This is a genomic window from Streptomyces sp. NPDC050147 (assembly GCF_040660195.1).
Taxonomy (GTDB): domain Bacteria; phylum Actinomycetota; class Actinomycetes; order Streptomycetales; family Streptomycetaceae; genus Streptomyces.
This window is the reverse complement of sequence record NZ_JBFALJ010000021.1, coordinates 91,300-106,852: the sequence shown is the minus strand read 5'-3', so window position 1 is coordinate 106,852 and position 15,553 is coordinate 91,300. Positions and strand designations below refer to the sequence as shown.

Sequence of the window (15,553 nt, the reverse complement as noted above, 5' to 3'; positions counted from 1 at the left end):
ACGAGAAGGTCAACGCCGGGGCGCTTTCCCGTCATCTCGACCATTTCACTCCGCCGACTCAACCGCGCATTCGCCATGTGAAGCGCTCATCACAGCCATCGTTGTCAGTTCCTCCGCCACGGTGTCGGCGATCAGTTGGGAGTCACCGGGTCGGAGGTGGCTTACGACCGTGAGCGTGTAGGTCTCCGCGTTCTGGGCGAGGGCGAGGTTCACGGAGGCGCGTGGGGAGAGGGGAGGCAGGGCTACGATGCCGGTCAGGCGGCGGCCGTGCAGGCGGCTCGGGCCGTATCGCCACTTGAACGCCGTGCACACTGCTGTGTTCACATCGGGCCGGGTCATGCGCCTGGTCAGCGCCGTGGTCAGCCAGGGTGCCGCACGGGACATGCCTTCCAGAACGGGCAATGCCGCGCGGTGGGCATGGCATCGCCGGTTCAGGGCCGACAGCAGGTGCTGGCAGGTCCGTAGGCGGTCGGCCGGGGAATCGGTGTCCACGGGCAGCGGGACGCGGATGGCGGTGATGAGGGTGCCGAGCGTCTGGGCCTCGTACGGGCTGCGCAGGTCCACGGGCACTCTCGCGTAGAGGGGCGCGGCGTCGCAGGACCGGGATGAGAGGGCGTCGTAGCAGGTGGGGAGGGCACCGGCCAGGGCGCTGAGGAGTAGTTCGTTCAACGTCGCGCCCCGTCCGGTTGCGGGCTGACGCCGTGCTGAGCGCATCACGGTGGGGTCGAGTCGGGTGACGGTAACGGCGGGGCGGCATTCGCCAGGTGCCAGCGGCAGGGGCTGTCCCAGGGCGTTGCTGTTATGCCACTCCTTGATCAGGTTGGTGAACGGGACGCGGGGCCGTGGCGGCGTTTGGGCCGGTTTCGGTGCACGGACGCGAATTGTGGGGTCGTCCATGAGGAGGCGAAGGAGGGTGGTGAGGGAGCTGCCGTCGAGAAGCGCGTGGTGGGCCAGCAGCACCAAGGGCTGTTCGCCGGTCGGTGCGGGTTTGGGTACCAGTAGCTGCCACAGGGGCCGGTCGGGAGGTAGCCGCCGGACTACCGCCGCGGCCAGGAGCGACTGCAGTTCCTCTGCGCAGGCGGTGACGTGTGCGGCCGGATCGAACGGCCCCGCGAACGCCCAGCGGTGGCCGGACAGCGCCGCCGACCGGGGTGGCGGCTGCAGGACTTGGTGCATCCTGTCCAGCGCACCCCACCGCTCACCGACACGGGAGCGGAGTTCGGCCAGGTCGAAGGGCTTGCCCGTGTACAGCGTGGCGGAGCCGATCGTTCCGGGCAGTCCCGCGCGCAGGAAGCCTCCCTCAATCCCTGACAGTCGCATGTGTATCCCTCTTCGCTCGTGATGGGCACGGTCGTCGTCTTCGGTTCGGTCGGCGGGTCAGGGCCGGGGGGTGTCGAAGACGAGGCAGGAGTTGTGGCCTCCGAAGGCGAAGCTGGTGCTGATGGCCGGTCCGGCGGGCAGTTTGCGCGGCCGGGCGGTAACGACGTCCAGGTCGCACTGCGGATCGAGCCGCATGGTATTTGCGGTCGGCGGCACGATTCCCTCGTGCAGTGACAGGGTGGTGATCACGGCTTCCAGGGCTCCGGCCGCCCCGAGGGAGTGCCCGGTGACCGACTTGCAGGCGGTCACCGGGACGGCGGCGGGGCCGAAGAGGGCGGTGAGGGCGCGTGCTTCGGCCACGTCGTTCAACGCGGTGCCGGTGCCGTGCGCGTTGATGTGCGTGACGGCTTCGGCAGACGTGCTGGCGTCGGCGAGCGCCTGCTCCATGCACGCTCGCGCGCCGGTGCCTTCGGGGTGCGGTGCCGTGAGGTGATGGGCGTCGGAGGTGCACCCGTATCCGGTGAGGGTGGCGTAGACCCGGGCGCCGCGGCGGCGGGCGTGGTCCAGCCGCTCGAGCACCAGGAACGCCGCAGCCTCGGCGAGCAGGAATCCCTGTCGGTCCGTGTCGAAGGGCCGTAAGGCACGGGCAGCGTCGTCGCACTCGGTGACCATGGCACCGGACCGCCCGAAGGCGAGCGCGGTCGTCGCCGTCATCGGGCTTTCGTGGCCGCCTGCGACGACGACGTCGGCGCGCCCGGCCCGGATCATCAGCATCGCCTCGCCCACCGCGTGGCTGCCGGAGGCGCAGGCCGTGGAGAGGGTCAGTGTGGGACCGGTGGCGCCGAGCTTGGCGCTGAGCCAGTGCGCGCCGGCGTTGGGCATGATCCGGGGTACGTACAGCACGTCGGGCCGCCCGATTCCGGACTCCTGGCTGATCACTCCGCCATAGGCGGTGCCTGTGACGACCGCGCTGCGGCTTGCGGGGGCATGAAGGCCTCCGGCATCCGCGACGGCGTCCGTGGCGGCGCACACCGCCAACTGCACGGAACGGTCCGTTCGCCGCGCTTCTTTCGCGGTGAGGTAGCCCTCCGGTGTGAACTCGGGCATGGGGCAAGCGGGGGCTACGACGGTGCCTTCGGCATCGAAGGCGTGCATCCTGGCCGAAGAGCGGGAGGTGAGCAGGTTCTCCCACAGTGCGCCGACGGTCACCCCCGCCCCGCAGCGGACACCGAGGCCCGTGACCGCGACGGTGTTCTTGTCGGTCATCCGGTGACCACACCCGAGGCGGGGGCGGTGCGCAGCCTCTCGATGAGCTCGGCCACGTCACCGATCGTGCATACCGAGGCGGGGTCGACGCCCTTGAAGGACACGTTGAAGTGTTCCTCCGAGGCGGCCTGTAGTTCGGTGATGTCCAAACTGTCGGCTCCGAGGTCGGCCACGAGCCGGGCTTGCGGTACGACGTCCTGCACCGGCACGGACATGCTGCTCGCGCACAGGGCGCGCAACTCATCCCAGTGGTCCAGCTGTTCTGTGTTCACGGTGCTTTCCTTTGTCCTGGTGCCGTCATGAGGGGTCTGGTCGTTTCGAACCGGTGTGGCCGGCACGGTGGTCCGGCTCTGCCGTCCGGGCCAAGGTCTCGATCTCCTGCGTGACGGCATCGGCGAGCCGGTGGGCGCTGCCGGGGAGGAGATGGCACACGGCGGTGAGCGCGCACACGCCAGGGGCTTGCATCAGCAGGAAGCTGGCACTGCCCGGCCGGCGCAACGGGGGCAGTCCCGCCATGTGCCGTAGCTCACGGCCTTGGAAGGTGGTCGAGCTGGCACGCCACTTCGCGGTGGTCGTCACCGTCGCCAGGTAGGACGGCCGGCTCTTTCTGCCGGTCATCGGTGCGGCCGCCCACGGGGCCATCCGCCGAACGTTCTCCGCCAGGGGGAACAGCGCGGCGGCGTGGACGGCGGCTCGTTCGGGCACCGCTTGGAGCGCGCCCTGGCAGACCCGCAGGCGGGCCACGGGGTCGTCGAGGCCGAGGGGCAGCGCGACCCGCACGGCTGTGACGACGTTGCCCAGCTCGTCCTGGTTTTCCCGCGTACGCAGGTCACACGGCACCAACGTGTACACGGGCCGGGCGGACGGCCAGTCCTTCGGGGGGCCGAAATGGGTGCGCAGCGCTCCGGCCACCGCGCTGATCAGCAGTTCGTTCGGTGTGGCGCCGCGTGTGCCCCGGGGGTGCCGGCTCGCGGCACGCAGAGTGGGAACCGGCAGCGTGCGGACGGCGACCGAGGGCACCGTCCGGTGAGGCGAGGGCGTGGGGAGGGCCTGCCCGGGGAGGGTCAGCGCTTTGAGCTCCCTGGCCACAGCTCCGAGCGGGATGCGGGGCCGTGGCACGTGGCTGGTGGTCCGCACAGGATCGGCGCCGTCCATCAGTACGCGCATCGAAACGGCGAGGGAGTGCCCGTCCAGCAGCACGTGCTGGGCCACCAGCACCAGCGCGAAGCCGCCTTCCGATCCGCCCGGGACGATAAACAGCCGCCAGGGCGGCACGCCTTCGGGCAGCGGGCGGTTCACGACTTGCGCCCACAGCTCGTGCAACTCGCAGTCCGCGGCCAGAACTTGCTGCTCAGGGCGGAACGGCCCCGGGACGATCCAGTGCGCGCGGCGCCGACGCGGTGGCCGGCCCTCGCCTGCGTCGGGCGTGAGATGGAGTACCTGGTTCAACCGTCGCATGGCCGTCCAGCGTTCGGCGACCCGCCGCCGGACTTCCTCCACCGAAGGTTGTTTCCCGGTGAAGATTGCCGCCAGGCCCGTGACACCGGAGCATCCGTTGCGCAGGAGCATCTCATCGGCAAGGGACAGCCTCATGTGATGTGCCGCCTACCTGTCTTCCGTCGGTGATCTCCCCTGGCGCCGGGCGCCGGGCGCTGTTGCCCGGCGCGCGGCACCCCAAGACACAAACTGGAACGAGGCGCGAAGCCACGGGTTACGAAGGCCGGTTACCGTGCCGGGCGGCGCGCAGCTCAGGCGCGCTGTGCGCGAGGGACGCCAGTTCCCGCCCGAACGCGTCGGCCAGTTTCCGGGTGAGACCCTCAGGGGTGTGGCCCGTAACGGTCAGTGTGAAGGTGCGTGCGTAATCCGTGAGGTTTACGCCGACCGCGTTCGGGGTCTGCACCGGCGCCAGCGGAATCACCCTCTCCAGCGGCGCGCCCTCCAGGGACCACGGCCCGCGAGGCCATCTGATGACAGTGCAGGCCACGGGGGCCCAGCCCGGCGAGCCGGCCCGTCTGATGAGCAGGCGAAGTCCCCAAGGACCTAGCCGGGAGACGGCGTTGACCAGGCGCGTCGTGGTGTGTGCGTCATGGGGCGGAGCGGGGCCGGCCAGCAGGTCACGGCAGGCTCGCAGCCGCTCCCGGGAGCCGTCGACGGCCACGGGCAGGGGGAGTCGTACCACCGAGACGAGGTTGCCGAGCTCTTCGCCCTGTTCGGGCGTGCGCAGGTCCACGGAGAACATGCCGTAGAGCGGGCGGGCCGCTCCGGGCCAGCGGTCCGGGGGGCCGTGGACGGCTCGCAGGGCGCCCGCGGACGCCGCGAGCACCAGCTCGTTGAGGGTCGCGCCCAGCCCCGGCAGGGTGCGGCGGGCCGCTCGTACCGTGTCCGTGTCCAGGCCGGCCCAGGTGAAGCCCCTTTCCGGGCGAGGCGGCCCGGAGGGGAGCGGCAGGGCGCGCCCGGAACGCAGGGTGTCGAGTGGCCGCCCGGCGCCCTCCACCTGCCCGGCGGGCGCCTCACGTGCGGGCACAGCGCTCCGAGGTGTACGTGTGGCACGCACGCCGCCGCGGATGGTGCCGCTGTGACCGGTACCGCCGTCGAGGAGCCCGCTCAGCAGGCGCTCCAGGGACCGTCCGTCCATCAAGGCGTGATGGGCGGTCAGGATTACGGCGAACCGCTCCTGCGGTTCCTGGTCCGGTCCGGGGCGGACCAGCCGCAGCCGCCAGGGCGGCGGCCCGTCGGGCACCGGCTCGGTGACCAGGCGGGCGAGCAGCGCCGTGAACGCCGTATCACCCATGCCGTCACACGGGACCGCCGTGCGGACCTCGGCGACATGAACGCGAAGGTCGACGTCCTCGGTCTCTTGCCAGCGGTGACGGCGCAGCCAGGAGGGCTGCCCCGGCCGCAGCAGGCTGCGGCGCATCAGCGGGATGCCGCCCCAGCGTTCGGCCACGCGAGCGCGCAGGTCATCAAGGGACGGCGGTCGCCCCGTGAACAGCAGGGCCATTCCGATGGGGGGTTCGGGACGCGCACTCTTGCCGCAGAGGAGTTCATCGCAGGGCGAAAGAACGACACTATTTTTCACTGTGCGGACCGTTCTTTTCATGCTCGGCGCCGCCTTCGAGTTCCGGCCGCTCGCTCGGTGTCACGGCGCCACTACCTCCGCACCAGGGGCGCACGAGGCATCGATGGTGGCGGCGATCTGGCTCAGCGTTGTGTCCAAGGTGACCTGGTCGTCACTGAACCGCAGTCCGGTCCGCCCCTCCAGGGCGACGGCGAACTCGACCTGCGCCAGCGAGTCCAAGTCCACGTCCTCCATCGTGGTCTCGGGCATCAACTCCGCCTCCGTGCAGCCGAACTGGTCGACCAGAACCTTCACAACAATGCTGTATCCCGTGCCCACTACAAACTCCTCGTGAGGTCGCTCGAATTAGCTGCTGCCATCGGTGTGCAACTTTCAATCCTCGCCGCATGACCCAGGACAACCGGCCGATGACAGGCATTTCACTCGTATGAGAACTCCGCCATGGCCCGGCGCAGAGTCCAGACCCTCGAACGCGCCCCTCTCACCACTCCACAAGCAGCCGGGACAGCCCGCGGGTGATCAGGCCCTCCTTCCAGGCGACGGCGTCCGGCGGCCCGGCGGCCAGGTGCAAGACCGGGAAGTGCCGCAGCAGCTGCGCAAGGACGATCTGCAGCTGGAGCCTGGCGAGCGGCGCGCCGAGGCACCTGTGCGCCCCGTGACCGAACGTCAGGTGGGCGGCGGACCGGCTCTGTGACGTGCCGTCACGCGGCTCGGCGAATGCCCTGTCGTCCCGGTTACCGTGGATCAGCGACACGACCACAGCCTCGCCCGCGGCGACCGTGACCCCGCCCAGCCGTACCGGTTGCGTCGCCACTCTGGCCAGACTCACCGGGGTGGAGGGCGTGAGCCGCAGAAGTTCCTCCACCGCCGAGGGCAGCAGCTCGGGCCGTCGGCGCAGCTGCCCGTACGCGACCGGGTCGGACGCCAACGCGAGCGCCGACAGACCGATCTGACCCGCGGTCGTCTCATACCCGGCTGTGAGCAACGTCAGGCCCATGGTGATCAGTTCGGCCAGCGACAACCTGGCCTCGTCGTGTGCCCGGACCATGATGGTGAGGAGGTCGTCGCCCGGTTCCTGGCGCCTACGCTCGATGAGGCCGGCCATATAACTCACCAGCCGGACGCGGCGCCGCGCCTTTTCCTTGCGTGTGCCGTGCGTGGAGTCGAACAGCACTTCCACGTGGTCACGGAAGCAGTCGCTGTCCTGCGCGGGGATGCCCAGCAGCGAGCACAGTACGCCGCGTGCCAGCGGCAGGGCCAGACCTTCGCTCAGGTCCGCGGGCGGCCCTGCGGCGATGAGCCGGCCGATGTGTTCGTCGGCCAGCCGCTCGATGGACGGGCCCAGAAGCGCTGCCCGGCGGCCAGTGAAGGCGCCCGCCACCACGCGCCGCAGCCGCGCATGGTCGGGGCCGTCCATGCTCACCATCGACTGCGGGGCGGGCTGGACGTCGACCAGCTTCGGCGCCCCGGCCCCGACGGCCGCGGCCCGGCTGAATCTGTCGTCCGTCAGCACCAGGCGCCCGAGGGCGTGGTCACGTACGAGCCACACCTCGTCGCCGGTCGGTGCCTTCACGAGAGCAATCGCTTCCGGGGCACCTGCCAGGAACGTCGGCAACGGCCCCAACTGATTCATCTCGATGCGCATGGGCGAAGACGCGGAACTCACGGTCCTCCAGGTCATTCAGACACGTCCACGGGACGTCGCCTTGGCCGATGTCCGAGATCGGTCGCGCCGTGGGCCCGGGGTCGCCCCCGCCACCTTGTCGTCGCTGGGGTACAGCAGCAGGACAAGGGGGACGCGGTCCGGCACAGTCCTGGCGTCAGGCTTCACACAGGGCTCAACGGCCGAGTCTCCTCAAGGTCACTGACCTGAAGGAACACCCCAACTGGCTCCCTTGGTGAGCAGCCACCTGAACTGGCCATTCACGTTGTCGTTTGGTAGGGCTCGCTGCTGGCCCAGCGCTGTTCGTTTCCGGCGGCCGGCGCGCCCTGGCCGACGCCGCCGTGCAACGGGCTTTCCTGCTGTGCTGGCAGGCCGCCAATCTGGAGCCGGTGGCCAACTGGCTGGCCTGGCTGCGCACCACCGCGGTCCATGAAGTGCTGCGCCTGAAGAGAGACACCAAAACCGTGGACCTCGACCCCCAGCTCCACGACCGTCCTTCGCTCGCCGTCGACCTGGCCACGCTGCTGGAGGCGCGCGGGGCCCTGCGCCGGGTGTGCGAGAAGATCGCCATACTCAGCAGCAAACAGCGCAAGATCATGGACCGTTGCGCGATTGCCGGTCAGCCGGTGGGGAGGCCGCCAAGGTCATGGGCATCGAGGCGGCCACCGCCCGCGCGCACCTCTACCGGGTGCGCCGGAGGTTTTCCAATGGCTTGTGGTGGGCGGCCCACTGGCGCGCCTGGCCTATGTCTGCTCTCAGCGTGGATGCAGCTGGGTCTCCGACCAGAGCGCCGCACCGGCATGGCCGAGCAGCAGCTTGGGGTAGTAGGTCCAGGCGAACCAGGGTGCGGTATGCGAGGGGCCCAGCAGTTTGTCCAGCGTGAGCCCGCCGGCCGTGCAGGCCACTGCGAGCATCCGTCGGCGTGCCGGATACCGGCGGATCGCGATGGTTGCGGTAGCCATGTACGCGTAGTGAGCGGCGGCCCAGGCAGCTGGGTGCACACGCTTTTTTCTGCCGCTGCCCGCGACCCCCGCGTCGAGCCAAGCTACCGCTGCCGGATGCACGTGCAAGGCGGCGAAGGAGTAGTGCTCTGTGTCGCCCTGTCCCGGGCGCTCGTACCAGCGGGCGCACGCCCGTGTGTTGTTGACGTAGACCCCGCCTGCGAGGTCCACCGCCATGAGCCCTGCCAGGGCCGCGCGCCCTGCGTCCGCCCCGCGCGCCGTGGCCGCGATCGGCGCTGCGATCGCACCGGCCGCCGTCGTCAACGCCGTCAGTACATGGTTCGCCCGCGTGGCCTCCGGCCCGACGAACTCACCCCACCTGCGGTGCAGCGCTGGACTGATCCCTGTCATCGTGCCTCCCCGGTGATGGTATCGACATGCTCGGCGGCGCCCTCCGGCCACGCGGCCCCGGACGACGAACAGGGAGCCCGTGGCCAGCTCGGCACCGAGCAGGTGGCCCGCTTGTGCAGGTGCGTGACGAGCAAGGCGAGCAACGGTGCTTCCTGCGCCGCCCGGATGCCGCCGTGGGATGCAGAAGAGCCCCGCAGGCTCGCCGACAGCTTCCTGCGGGGCTCTTTCGCGTACCTGCTCAGGCCTTGAGCGCGGCAACTTCCTGCGCACGGCCCGCCAGCTCCTTCACCGGCCGCGCCCCGCCGTGGCATAGGCCCCGGCGGCCATTCCGCATGCCTACAGGGCCAGGCATGGTGGCCAGGGAGTGTCGTTGGGCCGGAGGGTCTGCCAGGAGTCGTCGGCTTCGCGGAATCGGTTGGCAGAGGGCGAAGTTGTCTACCGCTCCGTCTGTGTGGTCGGAACCGATCTGCGTGCTCAGGCAGGCTGACGGAGTGCGCTGACCAGTGCGCGCGCGTCGTCGGCGTGGAAGCGGATGATGTGGGCCTCTTCCGTTGCGCCGAGCGGGCGGGTGAAAGGGAGTGGCCGGTTCAGCTCCAGGGTCACCGAGGTCTGGCTGCCCACGATCAGGTCGAGGACCCCGTCCTCGGAGAGGGTGATCAGGCTGCCTTCGGGGTAGCGCCGGTCGACCCGGACCGAGGCGACGGCGTCCGGCGGTATAGCGAGGTCGAAGAGCGCTCCGTAGCGGATCCGCAGAGAGCCGTCGGGGCGCACGACGTGCGGCCGGGTGACGCAGGCCGCGTGCAGGGCCAGCACGAGGACGACGCCGTACAGGTCGAGAACCAGGATCACCCGGTGGACCACCGGCCAAGGGATGAGCAAGGCCAGGACCACCGTCTCGATGACCATCACGAAGAGCAGCCCGTACATCATCGCGGTCTGGGGCCCGGTGTACGCGGCAGCGAGGTCCCCGGGGCGCACCCCGTGCGTGCCGCGCCGGACCCACCGCCCCAGGGAGGCGAGGGCGCGCAGCTCGTGGAGGACCAGGCGGCGGACCGCCACCGGCACCGCCTCCTGCACGGCGGACCGCCGCGCCGCCCGGCGGTCCGCACCGCGGGCGCGCGCGGCGACGTACAGCGAGCGCAGCACCCATGCCTCCAACAGCAGCACCACGAGCACCAGCGCCTCGGCGCCCGCCAGCGCCCAACCGGGCGGCCGGACCCCAGCCACCAAGCAGGCCGCCAGGGCCAGTTCCCCCGGCAGCACGGCGGCCACCGCGACCCGCGCCACCCGTACGCCCCTTGGCCGACCGCTCATCCCCGACCCCTTTCCATGAAAGCCTCCATGAGCCGGCCCACGACTTCCGCCTGCGCGGGGGCGTACTCGGCGAGCAGCGCCTCTTTGAACCCGGACACGACCACCCCGTGCTCGGGGATTGCGGCGAACAGTTCCTCGGGGACGGCTGCCATCAGGTCAGCTGCCAGGGGTGCGATCCGCGGATCGTCGGCCGGGGCTTCGGCGAGCGCGTCGAGGCGCTCATACAGTTCGACAACCGCGGGATCAGCGATCAGCGTTCCGAGCAGCGCGAAAATCTCTTGGCTACCGGTCCTGGCGTCCATCAGTGTGAGGTACTCGCGGTCCTTGGCCGCGCTCGGCGAGTCTGTCCTGGGGGCCTGTGCCAGCAGTGCGGCGAGGGCGGGTGAAACGGGCCCGGTCGCGCCGGGCGGCTCGGCGAGCAGGGCGCAGAGCCGGCGACGGCGCTCCCGGATGTCGGCTTCCTGGCGGGCCAGGTCGGCGTCGAGCTCCTTCAATACCTCGGCCAGTTCACGTTCGGCATCGTCGGCGAGGGCGTCGCGCACTTCATCGAGGCTGAGGCCGAGTTCGGTGAGCTGGCGCACCCGGGCGAGCAGTACAGCGTCGCGGACGCTGTAGGCCCGGTAGCCGTTGGGGCGCCGCTCCGGTTCCGGAAGCAGCCCGACATGGTGATAGTGCCGGATCGCCCGGGTGGTGAGCCCCACGAGCGCGGCGATCTCTCCGATTCGCATGCCGCCAGTAGAAACCCTGCCGTTGCGTCAAGGTCAAGCGCTGAAAGTTTCGTCGGGCGCAAAACGATTCAAGCGTGTCTAGCCACCAGAGTGGTACGTCTTCGTCAGCGCGCGTATCTGGCCAGAGTCCGCTCCCGCTAACCCTCGTCGTCCTCGTCGTCCTCGTCGTCCTCGTCGAGTTCGACCGTGTCCGGGTCGCTCACCGAGCAGGAGTTCGGCTGCAAGGCGTCCTGCAGGTTCCTTCTGGTCGGGTTGGGAATCAAGAATCACGGGGTGAGAGACCATCCCGGCGGGGCGGGGCGGGGCGGGGCGGGGCGCAGGGCAGGCTGCGTCACTAGTCTTCCTTCGGGACCTCGCCGGTCAGGTAGGCGGCGCAGTCGGCGGCCGTAGCGGGTATCGATTGCCGCGATGCCCGCGATGCCCGTGATGCCCGTGATGCCCGCGAAGGCGAGGAAGGGGTCAGCCTTGCGTTCGTACGGTGGTGGAGCCTGCGGGCGCCGCCGAGCAAGCTCACTGTCCGTTCGGCGACCTCCTGGTGTCGGCCGAGCCTGGCCGAGAAGTCGACGCCTCGCGGGCTGGTCGAGGCGCGATGCGGCGGCGGATCCATAGACACGGGGGCGCAGCTGTCCGAGAGGGTCAGCAGGTGAGGGCGGCTGCCGGAGGCTCTCCCTCCGCTTCTTCCCGGGGCAGGTAGATGCCCAACTCGCCTTCCAGGAAACGAAGGAATGCGACATCGCCCAAGTCCTCAGTGTTGCTGGGCAGGAAGCCAAGTGCCACTTCGGCTGGGGCACCGTTCGTCAGGTGGGGGCCAGGCTCGAAGGACGTCACTTCATCGCCGCGGTAGGCATAGTCGACGCGGCTGAAGCCTTTCGCGTTGCGATGCACGCAAAACGCCCGTCCTCGCTCGGACAGCGCTGCAAGGTACCTGCCCGTCAGGCAGCGGAACTCCTTTTTTGCTGAACCCACGTCAACGGGGCCGGGCAGCCGATCAGCTTGTGCAGCACGGGAATGCTGCCTCCAACGGCCACCAGGCCCGTCGCGACGGCTGCGGCACGGACTTGTCGTGGAGGAACATGAGGCCGCCCATGACGAGGCCGATGATGACGGCCGCCAGCAACACCACGGCGGCGTGGACCGACAGCAGCGGGCCTCCGACGGCATCCCTGCGCTGGGTGGGCCGGGCGGTTCCGGTCGGGCGGGTATGGGGGAGTGCGGGTGCGGGTCCCGAGCCATCGGGAGTCTCCTACGAGGCGGAGAACAGAGACGGCGGACACCTGTGGTGGTGTCGCGTCAGTGACGCGGACAGGACATGCCGACGCCGACGCCGACGCCGACGCGACACCGAGTCCGACGAAGGGCGGCAACCCGGCTCGAAGCCAGGGTCGGCATGGTGCGGGCCTTCTCCGCGCCGCACTAGGCTGGCTCCCACGGCCCGCCGCCGATCCGGGTTCCTGCTTGTTGGCCCTCAGCCCGTCGGCCCACAACTCATCAGCCCGTTGCTCATCGGCTCAGTGGGCTCGTTCCGACTTCGCCGACACGACGCACAGGAAAGCGACACACGATGATGTACGACCAGGCACGTGCTCAGCAGCCGCCGGACAAGGTTGGGGGTTCCACTGAACGCCGCGCTCCGGGCCCGGAGTCGCTGCTTCCGGCGGACGAACGGGACCGGCTCGCCCTGCGACTCCAGGAGGCCCTCAACAACTTCGCCGACAGCCCGCTCGAGGCGCTGGAAGAGGCTGAGGGCATCTTCGATGAAGCCGCCGCCCATCTCGCAAGCTCTCTCGCGGAACGACGGCGCGCTCTTCACGACGGCTGGCAGGGCCAAGACGCCGAGACGCAGTCGGATGAACTCCGGCATGCGATGAGGCAGTACCGAGAGATCACACAGCGGCTGCTGCGTATCTGAGCAGGGGGCGCGCTTCGTCGCCGAGCTGTCAAGCGGTCAAGTGGCCCTGCGGATGGGGCTGTCCGTCGGCATCGGTGTACCAGCGCCCCTTGCCCGGGGCTGTGCTGTGAGGCGAGGTCCCTGTCCCCGGCAGCGATGATCCATTCCGCCCGGGAGGTGCCACCCCGTGATCGTCTTGCTCGGCCGTCCTTGTTGTTGCTCTGTTCGGCCTCGGCTTCCTCAATGCCATGTGGTGGGTGGCCGCAGCCGTGCTGATCTTCACAGTTGTCCACTACGGCCGTGGTGGTCTGGGGGGGGCGAGGCCGAGGCGGTAATTCCGAGTACCGCGACTATCGGGACCGCCGGAACCGCCGGGACCGGCAGGACCGCCGCTACCGGCGCCGGCGCCGGGGGAGCTGGATGCGCCAGGGCCGCCGCAACCGCGAACATCGCAGGTGATCTGCGGACGGGTCTCGTCGTCGCCGCTCCTTACGTGATGTGAACACGACGATGGGTACTCTGAATGCAAGATGCCCTAGCCCTTGGCTGCTCTTCCTGGAGTCCCGGAAGACGTACTGGCTCCGCACTCGGTCGCGATGACGGCGCGTACAAGCAATGCGCCACGACTGTGCGGGCCCGATCTCTACGACACGTCGCCACCGCTGCGTGACAGATCACACCACTACCGCCTGCCCCAGATCCTCGTGTGACGGTCTTGCCTGACGTCCACTCGCAGCGATCGGGCACCTGGCGGGAAAAGAGGCATCATGCCGGTCACCCTCCGCTCTTCGTCGACGCAACAACAGGCCCGCCGATGAGCACGCAGACACCGCTGCGGGCGGGCACAGCCGTGGACACACCGGTACGACGTGAGGGCAGTGACTACGCCCGGCTGTCGAAGGAGATCAAGCACGCCGGACTGATGCGGCGCCGTCCCTTCTACTACGGCGTGCGGATGGCCTTGGCGGCCTCAGCCTTCGCGGGGGGCTGGCTGGCCTTCGTGGCCGTCGGTGACAGCTGGTGGACGCTCGCTGTCGCAGCTTTCCTCGCTCTGGTCTTCGGGCAGATCGCACTCGTCACGCACGACGTCGGCCACCGCCAGGTGTTCCGAACGACCCCGGTGAGCGCGCTGGTCGGTCGTCTCGCCGGCAACCTGGGGATCGGTATGGGGTACGGCTGGTGGCAGGACAAGCACTCGCGCCACCACGCGAACCCCAACCACGAGGAGCTCGATCCCGATGTCGCCCCCGACATTCTGGTCTGGAGCCAGGCGCAGGCCCGAGCGGCCAGCGGCCTGCCCCGCCTGATCGGGAAGGCGCAGGCCTATCTGTTCTTCCCCTTGCTGGCTTTGGAGGGCTTCAACCTGCACGTCGCGGGGGTGCGTGCCCTGGCGGACCGGTCCCTGAAGCAGCGCAGGCTCGAGGGGACGCTGCTGGCCGCGCACTTCCTGCTGTACTTCGGAGCCCTGTTCGTCCTGCTCTCCCCGGGCAAAGCAGTGGTGTTCGTCGTTGTGCACCAGTGCCTGTTCGGGCTCTACTTGGGCGCCATCTTCGCCCCGAACCACAAGGGCATGCCCACGTTCACCGGCAACGACCGGCCCGACTTCCTGCGCCGCCAGGTCCTCACCTCCCGCAACGTACGCGGAGGCTGGCTTACGGACGTGGTCCTTGGAGGACTGAACTACCAGATCGAGCATCACCTGTTTCCCAGCATGCCGTCGCCGAACCTGCGCAAGGCTCAACTCCTGGTCCAGCGCTACTGTGACGAGCTGGGCGTGGCCTACCTCCAGACCTCGCTCATCGCCTCCTACGGCCAGGCGCTCAAGAGCCTGCACCAGGCGAGCCGCCCCCTGCGGCAGCAGCCCCGATCCATCTGACGCGTCGAGCGCCGGCGGCAAGCTCTCGCACCCGTGCTGCCGACCTGGGCGGAAGGCCTTCCTCAAGATCGGAGTCGGGTTCGCCGCGGACGAATCTGCCCTGGTCCCAGGTCAGGGACCGCAGCTCCGGGGCCGGAGCGTCCTTTTGCTCGATGGCGGTGTGGTCGGGCAGGAGGTCGGCGACGGCTGTGCGGCTGCCGCGGCCCATCCCGTCTGCCCTGCACCGGCCATGGCACGCGTGAAGACGCGGCCCGCCTAGGACGCCTCGCCCCGGCACCGTTGCCCCTCACGGGGCGGCAGGTCGATCCGGGCGCGCAGATGAGCCAGCCCCGACGTTCCGCCAGTGCCGGGCTGGTCACCGATCATCCTTTCGACCAGCAGCAGGTGCCGCGTCTGCCAGCGGATGACGGCACCCCGCAGAGCCTGCAACGCGGTTGTGAGCGGCTGTTGAGCGGGAAGTGCGTCGGCCGGCCGGCCGAGGAGGTCCGCCGCGGCGATGCGGTGGAACAGATCGGCGAACTGGCTCGACTGGCATCCGCTGGCATTCTCCAGCAGGGGACGGAAGGAGGCGAAGCTGTCGGGTTCGAGGTGGTCCAGCAAGGTGAGGTGGTGTTCGAGGATCTCCACGAGGGCTGTGACCCGGCGCAGGGCCACGGCGGCTTGGGTCTCCTTGCCCGCCTGTGCGTGCTCGGCGGCCCGGTTCAGATCCACCAGGGCCTGGCTGGCAAGGACTTCGGCGGACTGGTGCACGGTGATGAAGAAGTGCTCGTCCGCCCACTGCGCGGGCCGCTCGGCCGGAGTACGAGGCTGCTGCAGTTCGAGGAGAACGGGAAGTCGCAGGTAAGAGGCGTAAGGCGTCTCCATGCACACGATGATGACTGCCGACGACCACTGATGCTTCCGTCGCCGTCCGGTGTACCGCCACGCCCACCCGATCGGGTCACCCGCCTTGGTCTCAGCACACGCATGCCGAGCGGGCCGTGATCGTTCGCAGCGCCAACGGCTGTACCGGTGTTCCGACCGCCGCCCATTGCGTCAGATGTGAACTCGCGACAGTCGGCGAATCT

At 69.7% G+C, this 15,553-nt stretch carries 16 protein-coding genes and 2 pseudogenes; 2 read left to right on the top strand and 16 right to left on the bottom strand.

The window, feature by feature from the left end; genetic code table 11:
* Window positions 1–45 precede the first annotated feature (45 nt).
* The 15 genes and pseudogenes from AB0I94_RS28510 to AB0I94_RS28440 form a co-directional block, all read right to left on the bottom strand.
* Complete coding sequence (locus AB0I94_RS28510) at window positions 46–1,320, bottom strand: wax ester/triacylglycerol synthase domain-containing protein (protein ID WP_363312563.1); 1,275 nt, start codon at window positions 1,318–1,320, stop codon at window positions 46–48.
* A gap of 57 nt (window positions 1,321–1,377) precedes the next feature.
* A complete protein-coding gene (locus AB0I94_RS28505; protein ID WP_363312562.1) occupies window positions 1,378–2,586 on the bottom strand; it encodes a beta-ketoacyl-[acyl-carrier-protein] synthase family protein in 1,209 nt (402 codons plus the stop codon).
* Window positions 2,583–2,858 carry a phosphopantetheine-binding protein gene (locus AB0I94_RS28500; RefSeq protein ID WP_363312561.1) on the bottom strand — a complete coding sequence of 92 codons (276 nt, stop codon included), beginning with the start codon at window positions 2,856–2,858 and terminating at the stop codon, window positions 2,583–2,585. The genes AB0I94_RS28505 and AB0I94_RS28500 overlap by 4 nt, the downstream gene beginning before the upstream one ends.
* A 25-nt stretch (window positions 2,859–2,883) precedes the next feature.
* Entirely contained in the window at window positions 2,884–4,179 is a 1,296-nt protein-coding gene (locus AB0I94_RS28495; RefSeq protein WP_363312560.1) for a wax ester/triacylglycerol synthase domain-containing protein, read from the bottom strand.
* Between the two features lie 118 nt (window positions 4,180–4,297).
* The gene (locus AB0I94_RS28490; RefSeq protein ID WP_363312559.1) at window positions 4,298–5,587 is read right to left on the bottom strand and encodes a wax ester/triacylglycerol synthase domain-containing protein; all 1,290 of its coding nucleotides are present in this window, start codon (window positions 5,585–5,587) and stop codon (window positions 4,298–4,300) included.
* Window positions 5,588–5,725: 138 nt separating this feature from the next.
* Window positions 5,726–5,983: an acyl carrier protein gene (locus tag AB0I94_RS28485; RefSeq protein ID WP_363312558.1), complete on the bottom strand. Its 258-nt coding sequence runs from the start codon at window positions 5,981–5,983 to the stop codon at window positions 5,726–5,728.
* 163 nt (window positions 5,984–6,146) lie between these two features.
* A complete protein-coding gene (locus AB0I94_RS28480) occupies window positions 6,147–7,310 on the bottom strand; it encodes a cytochrome P450 (RefSeq protein ID WP_363312557.1) in 1,164 nt (387 codons plus the stop codon).
* A pseudogene (locus AB0I94_RS28475) lies at window positions 7,306–7,490 on the bottom strand (VOC family protein); the annotation flags it as partial. The gene AB0I94_RS28480 and the pseudogene AB0I94_RS28475, both read right to left, overlap by 5 nt.
* A 98-nt stretch (window positions 7,491–7,588) precedes the next feature.
* A complete protein-coding gene (locus AB0I94_RS28470; RefSeq protein ID WP_363312556.1) occupies window positions 7,589–7,816 on the bottom strand; it encodes a hypothetical protein in 228 nt (75 codons plus the stop codon).
* A 267-nt stretch (window positions 7,817–8,083) separates the two neighbouring features.
* The gene (locus AB0I94_RS28465) at window positions 8,084–8,680 is read right to left on the bottom strand and encodes a hypothetical protein (RefSeq protein ID WP_363312555.1); all 597 of its coding nucleotides are present in this window, start codon (window positions 8,678–8,680) and stop codon (window positions 8,084–8,086) included.
* Between the two features lie 474 nt (window positions 8,681–9,154).
* The gene (locus AB0I94_RS28460) at window positions 9,155–9,994 is read right to left on the bottom strand and encodes a hypothetical protein (RefSeq protein WP_363312554.1); all 840 of its coding nucleotides are present in this window, start codon (window positions 9,992–9,994) and stop codon (window positions 9,155–9,157) included.
* Entirely contained in the window at window positions 9,991–10,722 is a 732-nt protein-coding gene (locus tag AB0I94_RS28455; RefSeq protein ID WP_363312553.1) for a MerR family transcriptional regulator, read from the bottom strand. The genes AB0I94_RS28460 and AB0I94_RS28455 overlap by 4 nt, the downstream gene beginning before the upstream one ends.
* Before the next feature lie 137 nt (window positions 10,723–10,859).
* Window positions 10,860–10,985: a hypothetical protein gene (locus AB0I94_RS28450; protein WP_363312552.1), complete on the bottom strand. Its 126-nt coding sequence runs from the start codon at window positions 10,983–10,985 to the stop codon at window positions 10,860–10,862.
* Between the two features lie 180 nt (window positions 10,986–11,165).
* Window positions 11,166–11,293, bottom strand: a pseudogene (locus AB0I94_RS28445) (IS5/IS1182 family transposase); the annotation flags it as partial.
* A gap of 65 nt (window positions 11,294–11,358) precedes the next feature.
* The gene (locus tag AB0I94_RS28440) at window positions 11,359–11,607 is read right to left on the bottom strand and encodes a hypothetical protein (protein ID WP_363312551.1); all 249 of its coding nucleotides are present in this window, start codon (window positions 11,605–11,607) and stop codon (window positions 11,359–11,361) included.
* 679 nt (window positions 11,608–12,286) lie between these two features.
* On the opposite strand from AB0I94_RS28440, the gene AB0I94_RS28435 reads away from it, so the two are divergent.
* Together AB0I94_RS28435 and AB0I94_RS28430 are read left to right on the top strand one after the other, a co-directional pair.
* Window positions 12,287–12,631 carry a hypothetical protein gene (locus tag AB0I94_RS28435; protein WP_363312617.1) on the top strand — a complete coding sequence of 115 codons (345 nt, stop codon included), beginning with the start codon at window positions 12,287–12,289 and terminating at the stop codon, window positions 12,629–12,631.
* A 793-nt stretch (window positions 12,632–13,424) separates the two neighbouring features.
* Window positions 13,425–14,486 (top strand): acyl-CoA desaturase, encoded by a 1,062-nt coding sequence (locus AB0I94_RS28430; RefSeq protein WP_363312550.1) that lies wholly within the window; start codon window positions 13,425–13,427, stop codon window positions 14,484–14,486.
* A 255-nt stretch (window positions 14,487–14,741) separates the two neighbouring features.
* On the opposite strand, the gene AB0I94_RS28425 is transcribed toward AB0I94_RS28430, so the two are convergent.
* Window positions 14,742–15,350, bottom strand: coding sequence for a tryptophan 2,3-dioxygenase family protein (locus tag AB0I94_RS28425; protein ID WP_363312549.1), 609 nt, complete (start codon window positions 15,348–15,350; stop codon window positions 14,742–14,744).
* Window positions 15,351–15,553 lie beyond the last annotated feature (203 nt).

Excerpts from the sequence above, each read along its gene's own strand:
- AB0I94_RS28510 (WP_363312563.1), bottom strand. The coding sequence starts at position 1,320 with ATGCGACTGTCAGGGATTGAGGGAGGCTTCCTGCGCGCGGGACTGCCC.
- AB0I94_RS28505 (WP_363312562.1), bottom strand. The coding sequence starts at position 2,586 with ATGACCGACAAGAACACCGTCGCGGTCACGGGCCTCGGTGTCCGCTGC.
- AB0I94_RS28495 (WP_363312560.1), bottom strand. The coding sequence starts at position 4,179 with ATGAGGCTGTCCCTTGCCGATGAGATGCTCCTGCGCAACGGATGCTCC.
- AB0I94_RS28490 (WP_363312559.1), bottom strand. The coding sequence starts at position 5,587 with ATGGCCCTGCTGTTCACGGGGCGACCGCCGTCCCTTGATGACCTGCGC.
- AB0I94_RS28480 (WP_363312557.1), bottom strand. The coding sequence starts at position 7,310 with ATGCGCATCGAGATGAATCAGTTGGGGCCGTTGCCGACGTTCCTGGCA.
- AB0I94_RS28465 (WP_363312555.1), bottom strand. The coding sequence starts at position 8,680 with ATGACAGGGATCAGTCCAGCGCTGCACCGCAGGTGGGGTGAGTTCGTC.
- AB0I94_RS28460 (WP_363312554.1), bottom strand. The coding sequence starts at position 9,994 with ATGAGCGGTCGGCCAAGGGGCGTACGGGTGGCGCGGGTCGCGGTGGCC.
- AB0I94_RS28455 (WP_363312553.1), bottom strand. The coding sequence starts at position 10,722 with ATGCGAATCGGAGAGATCGCCGCGCTCGTGGGGCTCACCACCCGGGCG.
- AB0I94_RS28435 (WP_363312617.1), top strand. The coding sequence starts at position 12,287 with ATGTACGACCAGGCACGTGCTCAGCAGCCGCCGGACAAGGTTGGGGGT.
- AB0I94_RS28430 (WP_363312550.1), top strand. The coding sequence starts at position 13,425 with ATGAGCACGCAGACACCGCTGCGGGCGGGCACAGCCGTGGACACACCG.
- AB0I94_RS28425 (WP_363312549.1), bottom strand. The coding sequence starts at position 15,350 with ATGGAGACGCCTTACGCCTCTTACCTGCGACTTCCCGTTCTCCTCGAA.